The organism is Nocardia sp. NPDC003999, from assembly GCF_053604885.1.
In genome coordinates this window covers 325,061-338,579 of sequence record NZ_JBSGIB010000003.1, presented here as the reverse complement: position 1 = coordinate 338,579, position 13,519 = coordinate 325,061, and the positions used below count along the sequence as shown (strand labels likewise).

Annotated in this window: 16 protein-coding genes; 8 read left to right on the top strand and 8 right to left on the bottom strand. The window is 69.8% G+C overall.

The genetic code is table 11. From position 1 onward, the window contains the following. The first annotated feature begins 52 nt into the window (after positions 1-52). Positions 53-1,369, top strand: coding sequence for a metallopeptidase TldD-related protein (locus ACWESM_RS09150; RefSeq protein ID WP_364428578.1), 1,317 nt, complete (start codon positions 53-55; stop codon positions 1,367-1,369). A gap of 10 nt (positions 1,370-1,379) precedes the next feature. Here the strand turns inward: ACWESM_RS09150 and ACWESM_RS09145 are convergent, their stop codons facing one another. Both ACWESM_RS09145 and ACWESM_RS09140 read right to left on the bottom strand, forming a co-directional pair. After that, the gene (locus tag ACWESM_RS09145) at positions 1,380-1,763 is read right to left on the bottom strand and encodes a PPOX class F420-dependent oxidoreductase (protein ID WP_397077305.1); all 384 of its coding nucleotides are present in this window, start codon (positions 1,761-1,763) and stop codon (positions 1,380-1,382) included. Positions 1,764-1,831: 68 nt separating this feature from the next. Then, on the bottom strand, positions 1,832-2,380 hold the full coding sequence (locus ACWESM_RS09140; RefSeq protein ID WP_355077641.1) for a PadR family transcriptional regulator: 549 nt from the start codon (positions 2,378-2,380) through the stop codon (positions 1,832-1,834). Positions 2,381-2,492: 112 nt separating this feature from the next. On the opposite strand from ACWESM_RS09140, the gene ACWESM_RS09135 reads away from it, so the two are divergent. Then, positions 2,493-3,209 carry a glyoxalase gene (locus ACWESM_RS09135; protein WP_397278958.1) on the top strand — a complete coding sequence of 239 codons (717 nt, stop codon included), beginning with the start codon at positions 2,493-2,495 and terminating at the stop codon, positions 3,207-3,209. 4 nt (positions 3,210-3,213) lie between these two features. Here ACWESM_RS09135 and map read toward each other — a convergent pair whose 3' ends face one another. After that, positions 3,214-3,978, bottom strand: coding sequence for a type I methionyl aminopeptidase (map, locus tag ACWESM_RS09130; protein ID WP_452491446.1), 765 nt, complete (start codon positions 3,976-3,978; stop codon positions 3,214-3,216). Positions 3,979-4,080: 102 nt separating this feature from the next. On the opposite strand from map, the gene ACWESM_RS09125 reads away from it, so the two are divergent. After that, complete coding sequence (locus ACWESM_RS09125; protein ID WP_356962109.1) at positions 4,081-4,344, top strand: helix-turn-helix domain-containing protein; 264 nt, start codon at positions 4,081-4,083, stop codon at positions 4,342-4,344. On the opposite strand, the gene ACWESM_RS09120 is transcribed toward ACWESM_RS09125, so the two are convergent. Beyond that, a complete protein-coding gene (locus ACWESM_RS09120; RefSeq protein ID WP_356962108.1) occupies positions 4,341-4,736 on the bottom strand; it encodes a PPOX class F420-dependent oxidoreductase in 396 nt (131 codons plus the stop codon). The genes ACWESM_RS09125 and ACWESM_RS09120 overlap by 4 nt on opposite strands. A 123-nt stretch (positions 4,737-4,859) precedes the next feature. Then, a complete protein-coding gene (locus tag ACWESM_RS09115) occupies positions 4,860-5,846 on the bottom strand; it encodes a YeiH family protein (protein ID WP_452491234.1) in 987 nt (328 codons plus the stop codon). A gap of 118 nt (positions 5,847-5,964) precedes the next feature. Between ACWESM_RS09115 and ACWESM_RS09110 the strand changes: the two genes are divergently transcribed. Together ACWESM_RS09110 and ACWESM_RS09105 are read left to right on the top strand one after the other, a co-directional pair. After that, the gene (locus ACWESM_RS09110) at positions 5,965-6,888 is read left to right on the top strand and encodes a LysR substrate-binding domain-containing protein (protein ID WP_364428209.1); all 924 of its coding nucleotides are present in this window, start codon (positions 5,965-5,967) and stop codon (positions 6,886-6,888) included. A 133-nt stretch (positions 6,889-7,021) separates the two neighbouring features. Then, positions 7,022-7,792, top strand: coding sequence for a histone deacetylase (locus ACWESM_RS09105; RefSeq protein WP_452491233.1), 771 nt, complete (start codon positions 7,022-7,024; stop codon positions 7,790-7,792). On the opposite strand, the gene ACWESM_RS09100 is transcribed toward ACWESM_RS09105, so the two are convergent. Continuing rightward, positions 7,732-8,997, bottom strand: coding sequence for a PucR family transcriptional regulator (locus ACWESM_RS09100; protein WP_355077629.1), 1,266 nt, complete (start codon positions 8,995-8,997; stop codon positions 7,732-7,734). The genes ACWESM_RS09105 and ACWESM_RS09100 overlap by 61 nt on opposite strands. A gap of 208 nt (positions 8,998-9,205) precedes the next feature. Here ACWESM_RS09100 and ACWESM_RS09095 point away from each other — a divergent pair, with 208 nt between their 5' ends. Continuing rightward, entirely contained in the window at positions 9,206-9,583 is a 378-nt protein-coding gene (locus ACWESM_RS09095; RefSeq protein WP_355077627.1) for a hypothetical protein, read from the top strand. A gap of 25 nt (positions 9,584-9,608) precedes the next feature. On the opposite strand, the gene ACWESM_RS09090 is transcribed toward ACWESM_RS09095, so the two are convergent. After that, positions 9,609-10,559, bottom strand: coding sequence for an FAD-dependent oxidoreductase (locus tag ACWESM_RS09090; protein ID WP_397278966.1), 951 nt, complete (start codon positions 10,557-10,559; stop codon positions 9,609-9,611). A 548-nt stretch (positions 10,560-11,107) separates the two neighbouring features. On the opposite strand from ACWESM_RS09090, the gene ACWESM_RS09085 reads away from it, so the two are divergent. After that, positions 11,108-12,259, top strand: coding sequence for a carboxylate-amine ligase (locus ACWESM_RS09085; RefSeq protein WP_355077621.1), 1,152 nt, complete (start codon positions 11,108-11,110; stop codon positions 12,257-12,259). 12 nt (positions 12,260-12,271) lie between these two features. On the opposite strand, the gene ACWESM_RS09080 is transcribed toward ACWESM_RS09085, so the two are convergent. Further along, positions 12,272-12,562, bottom strand: a complete 291-nt coding sequence (locus ACWESM_RS09080; protein WP_364428226.1) for an RskA family anti-sigma factor — start codon at positions 12,560-12,562, stop codon at positions 12,272-12,274. A 338-nt stretch (positions 12,563-12,900) separates the two neighbouring features. Between ACWESM_RS09080 and ACWESM_RS09075 the strand changes: the two genes are divergently transcribed. Beyond that, on the top strand, positions 12,901-13,449 hold the full coding sequence (locus tag ACWESM_RS09075; RefSeq protein WP_452491232.1) for a TerD family protein: 549 nt from the start codon (positions 12,901-12,903) through the stop codon (positions 13,447-13,449). Positions 13,450-13,519: the final 70 nt, after the last annotated feature.

Below are 13,519 nucleotides of genomic sequence, written 5' to 3'. Positions count from 1 at the left end.
CGCCGGCGTGACCGTGGAGCGCGCGCTGGCGCTGTCGCGCGCCGACGAGGCCATGGTGATCGTCCGTGACGAGCACGAGGCGTCACTGCGCTGGGCGGGCAACTCCATGACCACCAACGGGTCGTCGGTGTCGCGTAAATGGGCGGTGATCTCGGTGTTCCGCGAGGGGCCCACGCTGGCCCGCGTCGGCACCATCGCCTCGTCCAGCGTCGACCCCGACGACATCGAGGCCGTCGTGCGCGCCAGCGAGGAGGCCGCGCGCGGCGCCGAACCCGCGCGCGACGCGATGCCGCTGCTGGAGCCCGACACCGTCGACCAAGACTGGGCCGCCCCGGCGACCGGCACCGGCATCGAGGTGTTCACCGATCTGGCCGAGGGCCTGTCCGCCGGATTCGACAGCGCCGACCGCCTCTACGGCTTCGCCCATCACCAGATGCACACCACCTGGCTGGGCACCTCGACCGGCATCCGGCGCCGCTTCGTGCAACCCACCGGTTCGGTGGAGATCAACGGCAAACGCGGCGAGGGCGCGGATCTGGCCAGCGCGTGGGTCGGGGTGGGTACCGCGGACTTCACCGACGTCGACGTATCCGGCTTGCTCGCGGACCTTTCCCGCCGCCTGGACTGGGCCAAGCGCAAGGTCGAGCTGCCCGCGGGCCGCTACGAGACGCTGCTGCCGCCCTCCACCGTGGCCGACCTGATGATCTACCTGGCCTGGTCGATGGAGGGCAGGGGCGCGCAGGAAGGCCACACGGCGTTCGCGCGAGCGGGCGGGACCCGGGTCGGCGAGCGACTGAGCGATATCCCGCTCACGCTCTACTCCGATCCGCACGCGCCCGGACTGGAATACCAGCCGTTCGTGGCGGCGACCGCGTCGTCGGAATCGATGTCGGTGTTCGACAACGGCCTGACCGCGGAGCGCGTCGACTGGCTGCGCGACGGCGTGATCTCCGCGCTGATCTATCCGCGCGCCACCGCCGCCGAGTTCGACGCACCCGCCACGGTTCCCGGCGACAACCTGCTGCTCACCGGCGGTTCCGACGCCACGATCGACGACATGATCGCGCGCACCGAGCGCGGCTTGCTGCTGACCACCCTGTGGTACATCCGTGAGGTCGATCCGGCGACGCTGCTGCTCACCGGTCTCACCAGGGACGGGGTGTATCTCGTCGAGAACGGCGAGGTCACCGCCGCGGTGAACAACTTCCGGTTCAACGAGAGCCCGCTGGATGTGCTCCGGCGGGTGAGCGAGGCGGGCGCCACCGAGCTCACGCTGCCGCGGGAATGGAAGGACTGGTTCACCCGGACCGCGATGCCGCCCTTGCGGATTCCGGACTTCCACATGTCATCGGTCAGCCAGGCGACCTGAGCGCGGCGGGTCAGGCCGCGAGGTCGATCTCGATGCCGATGGTTCCGGACTTGCCGCGCCGCAGGTTGCTGCCGAGGATGACGAGGGGACCGGTGAGCCAGTACTTGCGCCGCAGCAGCTTGCGGACCCGCTCCGTGCCCTCGGCATCGAGGATCCGTCCGGTTCCTTCGACCACCGCGCCGTGCGGCTTGCCGGTCGCGCTGCACGGTTGCACGCTGACCGCCGGATTGCGGCGCAAGCGCTTGACCTTCCAGCTGTCGGTCACGGTCCAAACGTACAGTTTGCCGTTCTCGGACACCGCCCACACCGCGGTGCCGACGGGCGATCCGTCCTTGCGGAAGGTGGTCAGCAGCACGTAGTCGGCCTTGGCGACGGCGTCCAGCGAATTCGTCATGCGGGCAGCGTATCCCGCATCCCGGTGCGGTGAGCGACGCGGGAAAGGCGCGGGTTCGTGCCGGACATTCACTCCGGCAGTCGGTACTCCCCCGCTTCCAGACGCGCCAGTACTCCGTCGGTCCACTTCGACAGGTTCTCGAACACGCCACTCCACAGCTCCAGCAGATCGGTCGCGTGCGGCGCTTCGTACCGCCCGGGGAAGTCCGGGATCATGGCGAGCAGGTCGGCGCGCACTTCCTCGCTGCGGCGGCGCTGTTCCCGCAATTTCGCGATGACGTGCGCCCTGGGCAGCGCGTCCATGAAGGCGATGGCAGCGCCCAGTTCCTCCATATCGATGCTGACCAGCGCCTCGTCCATGAGCCCGCGGAACTCGGCCTCTCCCGCCTCGGTCAGCTCGAACAGCGTGCGCCCAGGGCCCTGGTCGCTGGTCTGGGTGCCGAACGCGCTCAGCTTGCCCTCGCGGGTGAGCTGCTTGAGAGCGTGATAGATCGAGCCGGGCTTGACGTTCGTCCAGGTTTCGGCCCGCCAGGACAGCAGCTCCTGACGCACCGCGTAGCCGTGCACGGGCTGACGCAGGCGCATCACCCCCAGCACGAGCAGGCGCACCACCGACATCGCGAACTCCTTCCGCTCCGAGATCGCATGGTAGTCAAGTTTGACTTCCGGCGAAAACCATCGCTACGCTCACCTAGTCAAAATTGACTACCGCAGGTAAATGGGAGTTTTCATGGCCGACACGGCGGTACCGCAACTCTGGACCGGCGACCTGACCGACACGCTCGACTTCTACCGGACGCTGGGCTACACGGTGACCCATGAGCAGACCCGTCCCTACGTCTACGGAGCGGTGGAGGACCACGGTTGCGCCCTGCACTTCGTGCCCGCGCCGAAGGACTCCGACATCCCCGCCGAACGCGCAGGCTGCCTCGTGATGGTCGACGACGTCGCGAGCAGGCATCGAGCCTTCTCCGCGGCGCTGCGCAGCCGCTACGGCAAGATCCCCGCCAAGGGCCTGCCCCGGATCACCCGCTTCCGGCCGGGGCAGTCCCGGTTCACCGTCATCGATCCGGCGGGCAACCAGGTGATCTACATCCAGCGCGACGAACCCCCGAAGGTGGAGTACGGCGGATCGAAGGAGCTGGACGGGCTGTCCAGAGTGCTGGACAACGCCCGCATCCTGCGCGATTTCAAGACCGACGACAAGGCCGCGTTCCGCGTGCTCGAGGTCGGTCTCGGCCGGTTCCGCAGCGAAGCGCCCCGGCTCGACGTGGCGCGGGCACTGGCGGCGCTCGCCGAACTCGCCGTCGCGACCGGCGACCCCGGCGGAGCCGATGGATTCCGGGCGGAGTTGCGCGCGATGGAACTGTCCGCCGAGGAACGCGCGTACATCGCCGACGACTTACGCGCCTCCGACGAGCTGTCTTCCTGGCTGTCGGAGACTTAGACCCTCACGCCGCGGTCAGCACCTGTGGCCCGTCCGGAGTGATCGCGATGGTGTGCTCGGAGTGGGCGGTGCGGGAGCCGTCGGCCGAACGGATGGTCCAGCCATCCGGATCGGTGACGATGCGGTCGGTGGTGCGCGCGAACCACGGTTCGATCGCGATGGTGAGTCCGGGGCGCAACCGATAGCCGCGCCCCGGGCGGCCGTCGTTGGGCACGTGCGGGTCCTCGTGCATGGTGCGGCCGAGGCCGTGACCGCCGAATTCGGTGTTCACCGGATAGCCGTACGCCCGCGCCACCTCGGCGATGGCGGCGGAGATGTCGCCGATCCGGTTGCCCGGCACCGCGACCGTGATCGCCGCGGTCAGCGCCTCCTCGGTCGCCCGCACCAGCCGAACGTCCTCCTCGGCGGCCGAGCCGACCACGACCGTGGTCGCCGCGTCCGCGACCCAGCCTTCGATGCCGACCGCGAGGTCCATGGTCAGCACGTCGCCGTCGCGCAAGGCATAGTCGAACGGAAGTCCGTGCAGCACAGCGTCGTTCACCGACAGGCAGACGGTATTGCGAAACGGTCCTCGCCCGAACGAGGGCGCGTAGTCCCAGTAGCAGGACTGGGCTCCGCGCGCGCGGATGCGTTCTCGGACGTGGGCTTCCAGGTCGAGCAGGTTCACCCCTACCCGCGCCCGGTCGCGCAACTCGGCGAGCACGTCTGCGACGAAGCGCCCCGCCACTCGCATCCGCGCGATCTCCGCGGGACTCTTCAACTCGACCATCATTCCTCCAGTGCGCCGGTATTTTAATACCACCCTAGCTGCGCCGGTATTTTAATACCAATCCGTCTTGCGACCTCGCACTGCCGTCCGTAGCCTGAGCGCATGGTCCGCCTCCCGTTGACCCCCGCGCAGATCGAGTCGGGTCGCCGCTTGGGCGCCGCCCTGCGCGCGGCCCGCGCGAACCGCGAACTCACCGACGTCGCCCACGCCGCCGGGATCTCACCGGAGACGCTGCGCAAGATCGAGACCGGACGGTTGCCCTCGCCGGCTTTCGGCACGGTGGTGGCATTGGCACAGGCGCTCTCGATCCCGCTCGACGATCTCGCGGACATCTGGCGCTCGGCCGGTCTCGCCGAATCCGCTTAGGCAGGATCGACTGTCGCCTTCGGAGCGATCGCGATCCCGACGGACGCGTTCGCGCCGCGCAGCAGCTTGTGCCCGCGAATGGCGAGCTTGCCGATGATCCCGTACTTGTCCGCGACCACATCGCGCACGCGCTGGGTGCCGTCCGCGTCGAGAATGCGCGCGCTGCCCGGCAGGACCTCCGCTGCCGTCGGTCGGCCGCGCCCGTCGCAGACCTGCAGCGTGACGTCCGGATTGCGGCGGATCCGCTTGACCTTCCAGGTCTCGGGATTGGTCCACACGACGATCCGGTCACCATCCGGAGCCACCCACACGGGTGTGCCGACCGGCGTCCCGTCCTTCTTGAAGGTGGTCAGCCGCACGTATTTGCTCTGGCTCATCTCGTTCCACGTCATAGGGCAACGGTAGGCCCGCGCGACGGCGGCGACATCCGACCGCAGGACGGTTCGCGATTACGTGTATGGGCGTAGGTGGCGGCAACCGTGTCCGCCGAGCCGCCGCCGCAATTCGTATGTTGCTCACCGCCAGCCGGTGGCGAATTGCAGCGCGAGGCTGGAGATTCCGAGGATGACGGAGAGGATGCCGCCGAAGAGCAGGGGGCGATGGCCTGCGGTGCGTAGGCGCTGCGGCGTGAGGGTGGTGCCGACGGCGGCCAGGACGGCGGCGATCAGCCAGGCGCTCACATGGCTCAGGGCGGTCGTCCACGAGGGCCGGATCACGCCCGTGGCGGCGAGGGCCGACGCGGCGAGGAACAGCACCACGAACAGCGGAATGGTGCGCCACAGTGGCGTGACGCCGGAATCGCGCCGGGCTCCGAAGTGCAATCCGACGCACAGCGGGATGATCGCCAGACTGCGCACCAGCTTGACGATGACGGCGAAATGCGCGGCGGCGGATCCGAACGCCACGCCGGCGGCGAGCACCGAGGACGTGTCGTTGATGGCGGTGCCCGCCCACAGGCCGAATGCCTGCTCGGACATGCCGAGTAGGCGGCCCAGCGGCGGATAGACCAGCACCGCGACCACATTGAAGACGAAGATGGTGCCGAGTGCGTAGGCGGTCCGCTCGCGGTCGGGCTTGATGACCGCCGTGGCGGCGGCGATGGCGGAGGCCCCGCAGATGGTGGTGCCCACCGCCACCAGGATGGCGGAATCCCGGTCCAGGGCCAGCAGCCTGCCGACGACCAGCGCGGCCAGGGCGCCGACGAGCAATGTGCCGATCAGTACGACTATCGTGCCGCGGCCCACGCCGACCACCGCGCCGACGGGCAACCCGAGACCGAGCAGGACGATGGCGGCGCCGAGCAATCGTTGCTGCGCCGAGGCCAGCCCGGGAGTGAATCGCTCGTCCCCGGTGCGGCGTGCGAAAACACCGAACATCGCGCCACCGGCCAGGGCGAGCACGGGCACGCCGAGGACGGGCCACACCGCGCCCAGGAAAGTCGCGGCGGTGGCGAGCACCGCTGCCACCAGAAGGCCGGGCCCGTGCCGGCGAAGATGCGTCATTTCGACAACGATCGCGGCAAACGATCTGTCCGGGTAGCCGTCGGGACGACAGCACCTCATAAGCCGCGCTGATGGGGCGGGGAATGCCGCGCCATCGCAGCAGGCTCATAATCTGCCCATGACGCTGCCGCCAGGAACACCTGATCTGGAGGTGCTCGACCTGCTGGTCTCCGTCGCGGAGTCGGGCAGCCTCGGCGCGGCCGCGCGCAGGCACGGCATCAGCCAGCCCGCCGCGAGCATGCGGATCAGCGCCCTGGAACGACGGCTACGGCTACGGCTGCTGGATCGCGGGCCCACCGGGTCGGCGCTCACCGACGCGGGGCGCTCGGTTGTGGAGCACGCGCAAGCCGTGCTCGACGCGGCGCGGGCCTTCGGCGCGGGTGTGGCCGCGCTGCATGCCGCTCAGGTGCCACACCTGCGGATCGCCGCGTCGAAGACCATCGCCGACCATCGCATTCCGCAGTGGCTCGACGCTTTCCGCGAGTCCTATCCGGAGGTGGCGGTATCCCTCGAAGTCGACAACACCCGGCATGTCGAGGAACTGGTCCGCAACGCCAGGGCGGACATCGGTTTCGTGGAGGGACCGCACCCGCCGCCCGGACTCGGCAGCCGAGTGCTCGGCGCCGACGATCTGGTTGTCGTGGTCGCGCCCGGCCACCGGTGGGCACACCGCCGACGGCCGGTGACATTGCGCGAACTCGCGACCACTCCCCTGCTGTGGCGCGAGCCCGGATCCGGCACCCGCGACACGGTATGGGAAATCCTGGGCGCGGAGTGCCAGCCTGCCCACCCGGCCGCCGAACTGGGCTCGGCGGCGGCGATCGTCGCGTCGGCGCGGGCCGGAGTCGCACCCGCGGTGCTGAGCCGGTTGATCGCGGCGCCCGATCTGGACAGCGCGGCCCTCGTCGAGGTACCGACGGCCGACTCCGTCGTGCTCACCCGGGAATTCCGCGTCATCTGGCGTCGGCAAGCTCCTCCGTCCGGGCCCGCGGAAGCGCTGGCCCGGTGCGCCGCGGGCGGCGGCGTGGCGCGCAACCGGTGAAGCACTCGGTCCGCGCACACGGGCACCCACCCGGCCGACGGGCAAGGAATGACGATGCGCCGGCGGCCGACCGCGTCCCTCGGCCGGAAATGTCAGGTGGGCGCCACGTCGCGAACAGTCGAGAATGGGTGCCATGACGGCCTGGCATACCGACGGCGCGACAGCGCCCGGCGCGCGACCGGACGTGAGTCGGTCCGAGCCGCCCGTGCGCACGGATCCGGTCTGGTACGCCGCGTACGGCTCGAATATGAGTCTGGCCAGGCTGCGGACCTATCTTCGCGGTGGCAAGCCCGCAGGCGGAACACTCACCCTGCCCGGCTGCCGCGACAACGCCGACCCGATCCGCTCGACGCCCCTCCTGCTCCGGGGCGTGCTGTATTTCGCCACCGAATCGTTGACCTGGACCGGCGGCCGCGCTTTCTACGACCCCGACTGCCCGGGCGAGATGGCCGTGCACGCCCACTTGCTCACCACCGCCCAGTTCTCCGACATCGTGGCGCAAGAGATGTATCGCGTCCCGGGGGCGGACATGGATCTCAGCGAGGTGATCGCGCAGGGGACGATGACTCTCGGCCCGGGACGCTACGAAACGTTGGTCTGCGCGGGAACGCACGCCGGGTACCCGGTGCTCACCTTCACCGCCCCGTGGCGTTGTCGCGACGTTCGGGGCAATCCGCCCGCCGCCGCCTACCTGCGGTATCTGGCCGCGGGCCTGCGCGCGGCACACGGCTGGTCCGCCCGCGCGACCGCGGGTTATCTCGCCACTCGGCCCGGCGCCGACCGGCGCTGGACCCCCGAGACGGTCCATGCCCTGCTCGGCGACGATGAAGTGGTGCGCCGAACCTATGAGGAGACCGCCCCCGCCCACGCACCGACCGGCGATTCGTCCTCGGAGTCCCGGTAGCTGCGGGCGACCAACGCCGCACGCAGGTACCACACCCCGGATGCCTGCGCGGGGTCGAAACCGGTGAGCTGGCCGATGCGCTTGAGCCGGTAGTCCACGGTGTTGGTGTGGATGTGCAGCGATCGCGCCGTGCGCTGGCGATTGAGATTCGTGCCGATATGACGTTTGAGCGTCTCGAGTAGTTCGGGGTGCTCATCGAGTGGGTCGAGCAGTGTGCGCAGGGTCTCCAGTCCGGGTCCGGGCCGGGTGAGCTGATATTCGAGCGCGAGGTCGTCGAAGCGGAACAGTCCGCGGGTCCAGCGCAGCCGTTGCACCATGTCCAGCAGCTCGTGCGCGCGGTCGGCGGCCGTCGGCACTTCGACCGGGGTCGCGGCGATCACCGTCGCGACAATCGGCACCTGCGCGGCGCGGCCGAGACTGTCCACCAGTTCGTCCAGCGACTTGTCCTCCGGCGACGCGGACGGTAACAGGATGGTGCCGCCGTCGACGCTGAGCAGCGACAACACCGATTCACCGCAGCGGGTGGCGAGTTCGGATTGCACTCGGCGCAGCTTCCGCCGCGCGACCACCGCACCGTCGAGATGCGGGTTGCGCTCCTCCGGGTGCGGCGGAATCGCCAGGGCGACAACGGAATACGAGTCGGCGATCTGGATTCCGCATTCGCGGGCCATGGTGAAGGTGGGGTGCCCGCCGAGCAGGGCCGAAGCGAGGGTGTGCGCGGCCGTGTGGTGCTCGCCGACCACGGCCCGCAACTCGGTCACGTAGGCCCGCGAGACGGTCGAGGTGATGGTGTCCAGGATCTCCAGCAGGCGGCGGCTGATCTCCTTGAGACTGTCGAAGTCCGCGGCGGTCGCGTTCGCCACGATCAGGTCGAAGCCGAGCTTGAATCCCTCGTGCACGGCGTGGTGGATGGTGTCGATCGGAATGCCTTCTCGCGCCCAGCCCGCCGCGGCGTTGCGCAGCAGGAGGGTCTTCTCCGGAATGTCACTGCCGTCGAGCATGCTGACGGCCAGTTCCAGGCACAGGCGGGTGATGTTGGTGATGTCGCCGTTGAGCGCCTCACCGGGGAGCGTCCGGCAGTGCGCGACGGTCTCGATGAAATGGCCGACCATCTTGCGCGACAGATTCCGCACGTCTCGCAGTGAAGAACTGGCCGGGCGGCCCGACAGGGTCAGATCCGGGCCTGCCGAATCGGTGATGGACATGTGACTCCTTCCCTCCCCGATCGCGGAAAGTACTCCACGGTAACTTGACCGGGTCGGCGTGCCGAGGTCCAAGCCTCCGGTTGGGGACACCACCCGAACCGGGCGACGCGCGTCTGTGAAGCCTCACAAGTCGTCATCGCGCGGTCGAATTCTTTCGATCCCCGTCGTAACGTCGGTGGCAGCAGGGTCGCCGCGCGGAGGGAGGGCCATGAACATCGGCCCGCACGAAGAAGATCGGGACATCACCGAAGTGTCCGCGAGATTCACTCGTGGCGCCCATCGCGGCGGTCCCGACGCGCTGATCAGAATGGGCTTGGAACTGGCCCTCGTCCTGGTCGACGCGGCCGAGGCGGCGGGCAGTCTCGCGCTGGGCCGGTTCGAGCACGCGGCGACCCGATGCGCCCAGGCGGGCATCCCGATCGAAGCGGTGCACGCCGTCCTGCGCGACAGCGTCGACGCGGGCCTCGCCGCACCCGCCACGGATTCCCCCGGACGGCGCACCGCGCGCGATCGGGTCGAGCCCGGCGTGCTCAGCGAATTCCTCGAGACGCTGAACTCGGTGGTGGCGCGCAGTTACGCCAACTGAGCGCGACCGACGCACCGGCCGCTGCTCACAACGCCGCTACGAGCGCGGCGCTCTCCAGCGCGCATCCGTGGCCGATGGTGATGCCGGAGCCGCCGTGGCCGTAGTTGTGGACGACGGGCGTGCCGGGTAGCACGGCGGTGTCGAGTTCCACGCGGACCTCCCGGCGACCGGGGCGCAGTCCCACCACGGCGTCCAGCACCTCACTGCCGTCGAGCCCTGGGACCAGATCGCGGCAGCGCCGCAGGATAGATCGGGTGAGGTCGGGGTCGGGCGCGGTGTCCCACTCGCCGGTGTCCAGCGAACCGCCCAGGACGCAATCGTTCGCGCGGGGATGGACGTAGGCGCGACCGAGCGGATGGGCTTCGTCGCGGACCGACACCGACAGCCCGGGGTTCGCGACCCGCACGATCTGGCCGCGGATCGGATACGCCTCCGGGTCGCCCACCAACTCGGCGGCCCGCAGACCGGCGCAGTTCACCACGACGTCCGGCGACAGGTCCGCGAGATCATCGAGGCTCCGCACAGCACGCGGTACGCGACGCGCGCCTGCCGCGTCCACCTGCGCGCTCAAGAACGGCAGGTAGGTCGGCATCTCCACCAAAGGAACTTCGAAACGGAATCCGAATCCGTAGCCCGGAGGCAGGTCCACCCGATCGGCCTGCCGGAACGAGCGCACCGACCGCGACCACGCGGGAATCGCGGGCTCGTCGCGATACAGCGCCATGGACGCGCACATCCGCACGCCCGGCGCTTCGGCGGCGGCCAGCGCCGCCAAGTGCTCGAAAGTCGTCTCGCTCCAGGCCAGCACGCGATCGGCGGGACCGGCGGCGGTCGGAAACCAGACCGCCGCGGCCAGGAAGGACGTCGTCGCCGTGATCGGCTCGGCGCTGACGACGATGACCTCGTGCCGGGCTCGGAGCAGTTCGGCCGCGGTGGACAGACCCGAAATGCCCGAGCCGAGGACGACGATCCGCATGGGAGCGAGAGTATCGAGCCCTACCCGCCCAGCGCTGTTCCCGTAGCACCGCCCATGGGAGGCGCGGATAGATCAGTCGGCATCGTCGAGCGATGTGACACCGGTCGTCATGGCCACCACCGGCCACTGCGGCCCGGCACAGGCCGCGGCCACGGTACTGCCCTCCGCGAACCCGCCCCGGCTCTCGCCGGTCCCGGCCATGTCCACCCGGGGACCGGGCCGCCTCGGCCGAGCCGATCAACACACAGTTCCAGTTCTCCGACGGCGGCTGGCTGCCCACCGCGATGGCGCCCTCCTCCTGGCTGTCCGCCGACAACGTCGGTCCCCCGGCGGCCACCCCCGCGCCGGCAGCAGCGACGATCACGACGCAGCCCCCGGTAGCGGCGACACGTGCAGCGATCCGAGACATGCGACAACTCCTGCGGCCCCCCGTCGTTCGCGTTGCCGCCCTCCGGCCGTTCAAACCGCGTCGAAGCCGACCGGCAACTGATAGGCGAACGCGACTCGTTCGGTTGACTAGCCCGTCGGCCCGTGGGTAATGCCAATCCATGGACGATGGGCGGCTGACCATCGGGGTGGAAGAGGAGTTCCTGCTCGTCGACCCGCGCACCGGCGAACCGCTGGCACGCAATGTCGAGGTGGCGCGTACCGCCGAGGAACTCGGCATCGACCTGCAACTCGAACTCACCCGTTGTCAGGTGGAGACCAGCACCGCGGTCCACACCGATATCGGCGCACTGCACCAGCAGTTGCGCGACCTGCGCCGTGGCATCGCCGCCTGCGCCGAGCGCAACGACGCCCGCTTGCTCGCGGTCGGCATCCCGCCCACCGTCCCGCACGAGTTCCCGGTCACCGAGACCCCGCGCTACCAGCGCATCGAAGAGAACTTCGGCATGCTCGCCCACGAGCAGGGGCTGTCGGGCTGTCACGTGCACATCGGCATCCCCGACGTCGAAACCGCGATCCAGGTCAGCAACCACCTGCGGCCGTGGCTGCCGCAACTGCTCGCGATGACCGCGAACTCCGCCATCTACCGCGGCACCGAGACCGGCTTCGCCAGCTGGCGCAGCATCCTGTGGCGGCGCTGGCCCAGCGCTGGACCGCCTCCGTACTTCGAATCCGCGCGGCACTACGAGGCGATGGTCGCGATGATGCTCAACAGCGGCAGCATCCTGGACAAGCAGATGGTCTATTGGGACGTCCGCCCCTCGGTCTCGTTCCCGACCGTCGAGATACGGGTCAGCGATATTCCGGCGACCGTCGAGGAGACCGCGCTCTTGGCCGCGCTGGTGCGCGCCGTCGTCGTGATGGCGGAGAGATCGTTGGCGGCGCGGCAGCTCGCGCCGCAGGTGCCCGCGGAGATGTTGCGGGCGGCGTACTGGAAGGCAGCGCGTTCGGGGCTGGCCGGAGACGGCGTCGACCCTCGTGACGGCACGGTGGCGCCCGTGCGCGACCTGCTGTGCCGGCTGATCGACTACGCCGCGCCCGCGCTGGAGGACGCGGGCGACCGCCGATTCGTCGACGAGGCGTTCGGCCGCCTGCTCGCGCGCGGCAACGGCGCGCACCGACAGATCGCGGCGCTGCGGGCGCGCGGGGAGATCGACGACGTCGTCGAGGAGGTGGCGCGCTCGACCCTCGAAGGCTGCGACCAGCCGGGAAGTTCCCGCGCGACACCGGCGACCGGAGCGCCGCTCAGCTGAGCACCACGGTGGCTATGCGCTGCGTGGTCGGCCGCGCTGGTCCGCGCTCGGACTCGAATCATCGATCGCCCGCAGGATCTTCGACTCGAGGGTGGTTGGCGGATTCACCGCGGCGGTCGCGCTCAGTGCCGCCAACGTGTCCCGGATACGCCGCACCGCGCCGGCGAACGCCGCTGCGGTGCCGGATTCGGCTGTCGCGACGCGGTTTTCGATGCGCCTGCGCTCGATCTCGGCCACCGCGTCCATCGCGTACGGGTACGCCAGATCGAGCAGATTCGCGCGACACGGCTCGGCGCCGGTCATCGCCGGTCACCTTCGACCGACCCGACCGGCAGCCCTGGGTGCGCCGATCGCGGCCTCGCCGCGACCTCGACGCGCGAACGGACCGCCGACTCCGCAGGCGTACGACCATGCGTGGATGGACCCGCACCGCGGTCTGGGCGCACCTGTCTCGTGCCAACCCGCATGCCTTGACTTCGCGGCGCACCGTCTCGCGGATTGGATTCTCGCCATATTCGAACCGAAAACGGGTACGCTCCTGGTCCGCCGAAGTCGTTCCGATGGTTTCGGCCCGGAACGTCGGCGGACGCGCCGGAGGCCGCCGCGCCCGCGCCCGCTTTCCGACGCAGAGGAGATCACCGATGCGCACCGAGCTCCTCGACGATCGTGGCGTCCCGCTCGAACACGTCACCGTGGCGCTCGGCTGGGATCCGGCCACCCGTTCGCGCTTCTTCGGCCGGCGCGAGGAGATCGATCTCAACGTCGCGGCCTTGCTCTTCGCCGCGGACCGGCTCGTCGACGTCGTGTACCACGAGCAGCTCAGCTCGACCGACGGGGCCGTCCGCCTGCACGGCGACAGCATCACCGGAGAAGGCGAGGGCGACGACGAGATCATCAGCGTCGATCTGTCCCGCCTCGCCGCGCAGGTGACGACGGTGTTGTTCCTCATCACCTGCTACACCGGCCAGACCTTCGAGCGGATCGCGAACGCGTACTGCCGAGTGATCGACACCGTGGCGGGCACCCAGCTCGCCCGCCACGAGCTGACCGGCGGCGGCTCGCACACCGGCCTGGTGCTCGGCCGAGTGCGTCGCACCGAGGGCGCCTGGCACTTCCAGGACGTCGGCGCGGGCTTGCGGGCGCGGCACCCGATCGAGGCGATTCCGCAGCTCGGCCCGTACATCGAATGACCTCGTAGCGATTCGGCTTGCGCCGCAACGGCTTCGGTTTCAGCGCGAGCTACGGTCTGGCGCCGGCCGC

Excerpts from the sequence above, each read along its gene's own strand:
- ACWESM_RS09150 (WP_364428578.1), top strand. The coding sequence starts at position 53 with ATGGTGATCGTCCGTGACGAGCACGAGGCGTCACTGCGCTGGGCGGGC.
- ACWESM_RS09145 (WP_397077305.1), bottom strand. The coding sequence starts at position 1,763 with ATGACGAATTCGCTGGACGCCGTCGCCAAGGCCGACTACGTGCTGCTG.
- ACWESM_RS09140 (WP_355077641.1), bottom strand. The coding sequence starts at position 2,380 with ATGTCGGTGGTGCGCCTGCTCGTGCTGGGGGTGATGCGCCTGCGTCAG.
- ACWESM_RS09135 (WP_397278958.1), top strand. The coding sequence starts at position 2,493 with ATGGCCGACACGGCGGTACCGCAACTCTGGACCGGCGACCTGACCGAC.
- map (WP_452491446.1), bottom strand. The coding sequence starts at position 3,978 with ATGGTCGAGTTGAAGAGTCCCGCGGAGATCGCGCGGATGCGAGTGGCG.
- ACWESM_RS09125 (WP_356962109.1), top strand. The coding sequence starts at position 4,081 with ATGGTCCGCCTCCCGTTGACCCCCGCGCAGATCGAGTCGGGTCGCCGC.
- ACWESM_RS09120 (WP_356962108.1), bottom strand. The coding sequence starts at position 4,736 with ATGACGTGGAACGAGATGAGCCAGAGCAAATACGTGCGGCTGACCACC.
- ACWESM_RS09115 (WP_452491234.1), bottom strand. The coding sequence starts at position 5,846 with ATGACGCATCTTCGCCGGCACGGGCCCGGCCTTCTGGTGGCAGCGGTG.
- ACWESM_RS09110 (WP_364428209.1), top strand. The coding sequence starts at position 5,965 with ATGACGCTGCCGCCAGGAACACCTGATCTGGAGGTGCTCGACCTGCTG.
- ACWESM_RS09105 (WP_452491233.1), top strand. The coding sequence starts at position 7,022 with ATGACGGCCTGGCATACCGACGGCGCGACAGCGCCCGGCGCGCGACCG.
- ACWESM_RS09100 (WP_355077629.1), bottom strand. The coding sequence starts at position 8,997 with ATGTCCATCACCGATTCGGCAGGCCCGGATCTGACCCTGTCGGGCCGC.
- ACWESM_RS09095 (WP_355077627.1), top strand. The coding sequence starts at position 9,206 with ATGAACATCGGCCCGCACGAAGAAGATCGGGACATCACCGAAGTGTCC.
- ACWESM_RS09090 (WP_397278966.1), bottom strand. The coding sequence starts at position 10,559 with ATGCGGATCGTCGTCCTCGGCTCGGGCATTTCGGGTCTGTCCACCGCG.
- ACWESM_RS09085 (WP_355077621.1), top strand. The coding sequence starts at position 11,108 with ATGGACGATGGGCGGCTGACCATCGGGGTGGAAGAGGAGTTCCTGCTC.
- ACWESM_RS09080 (WP_364428226.1), bottom strand. The coding sequence starts at position 12,562 with ATGACCGGCGCCGAGCCGTGTCGCGCGAATCTGCTCGATCTGGCGTAC.
- ACWESM_RS09075 (WP_452491232.1), top strand. The coding sequence starts at position 12,901 with ATGCGCACCGAGCTCCTCGACGATCGTGGCGTCCCGCTCGAACACGTC.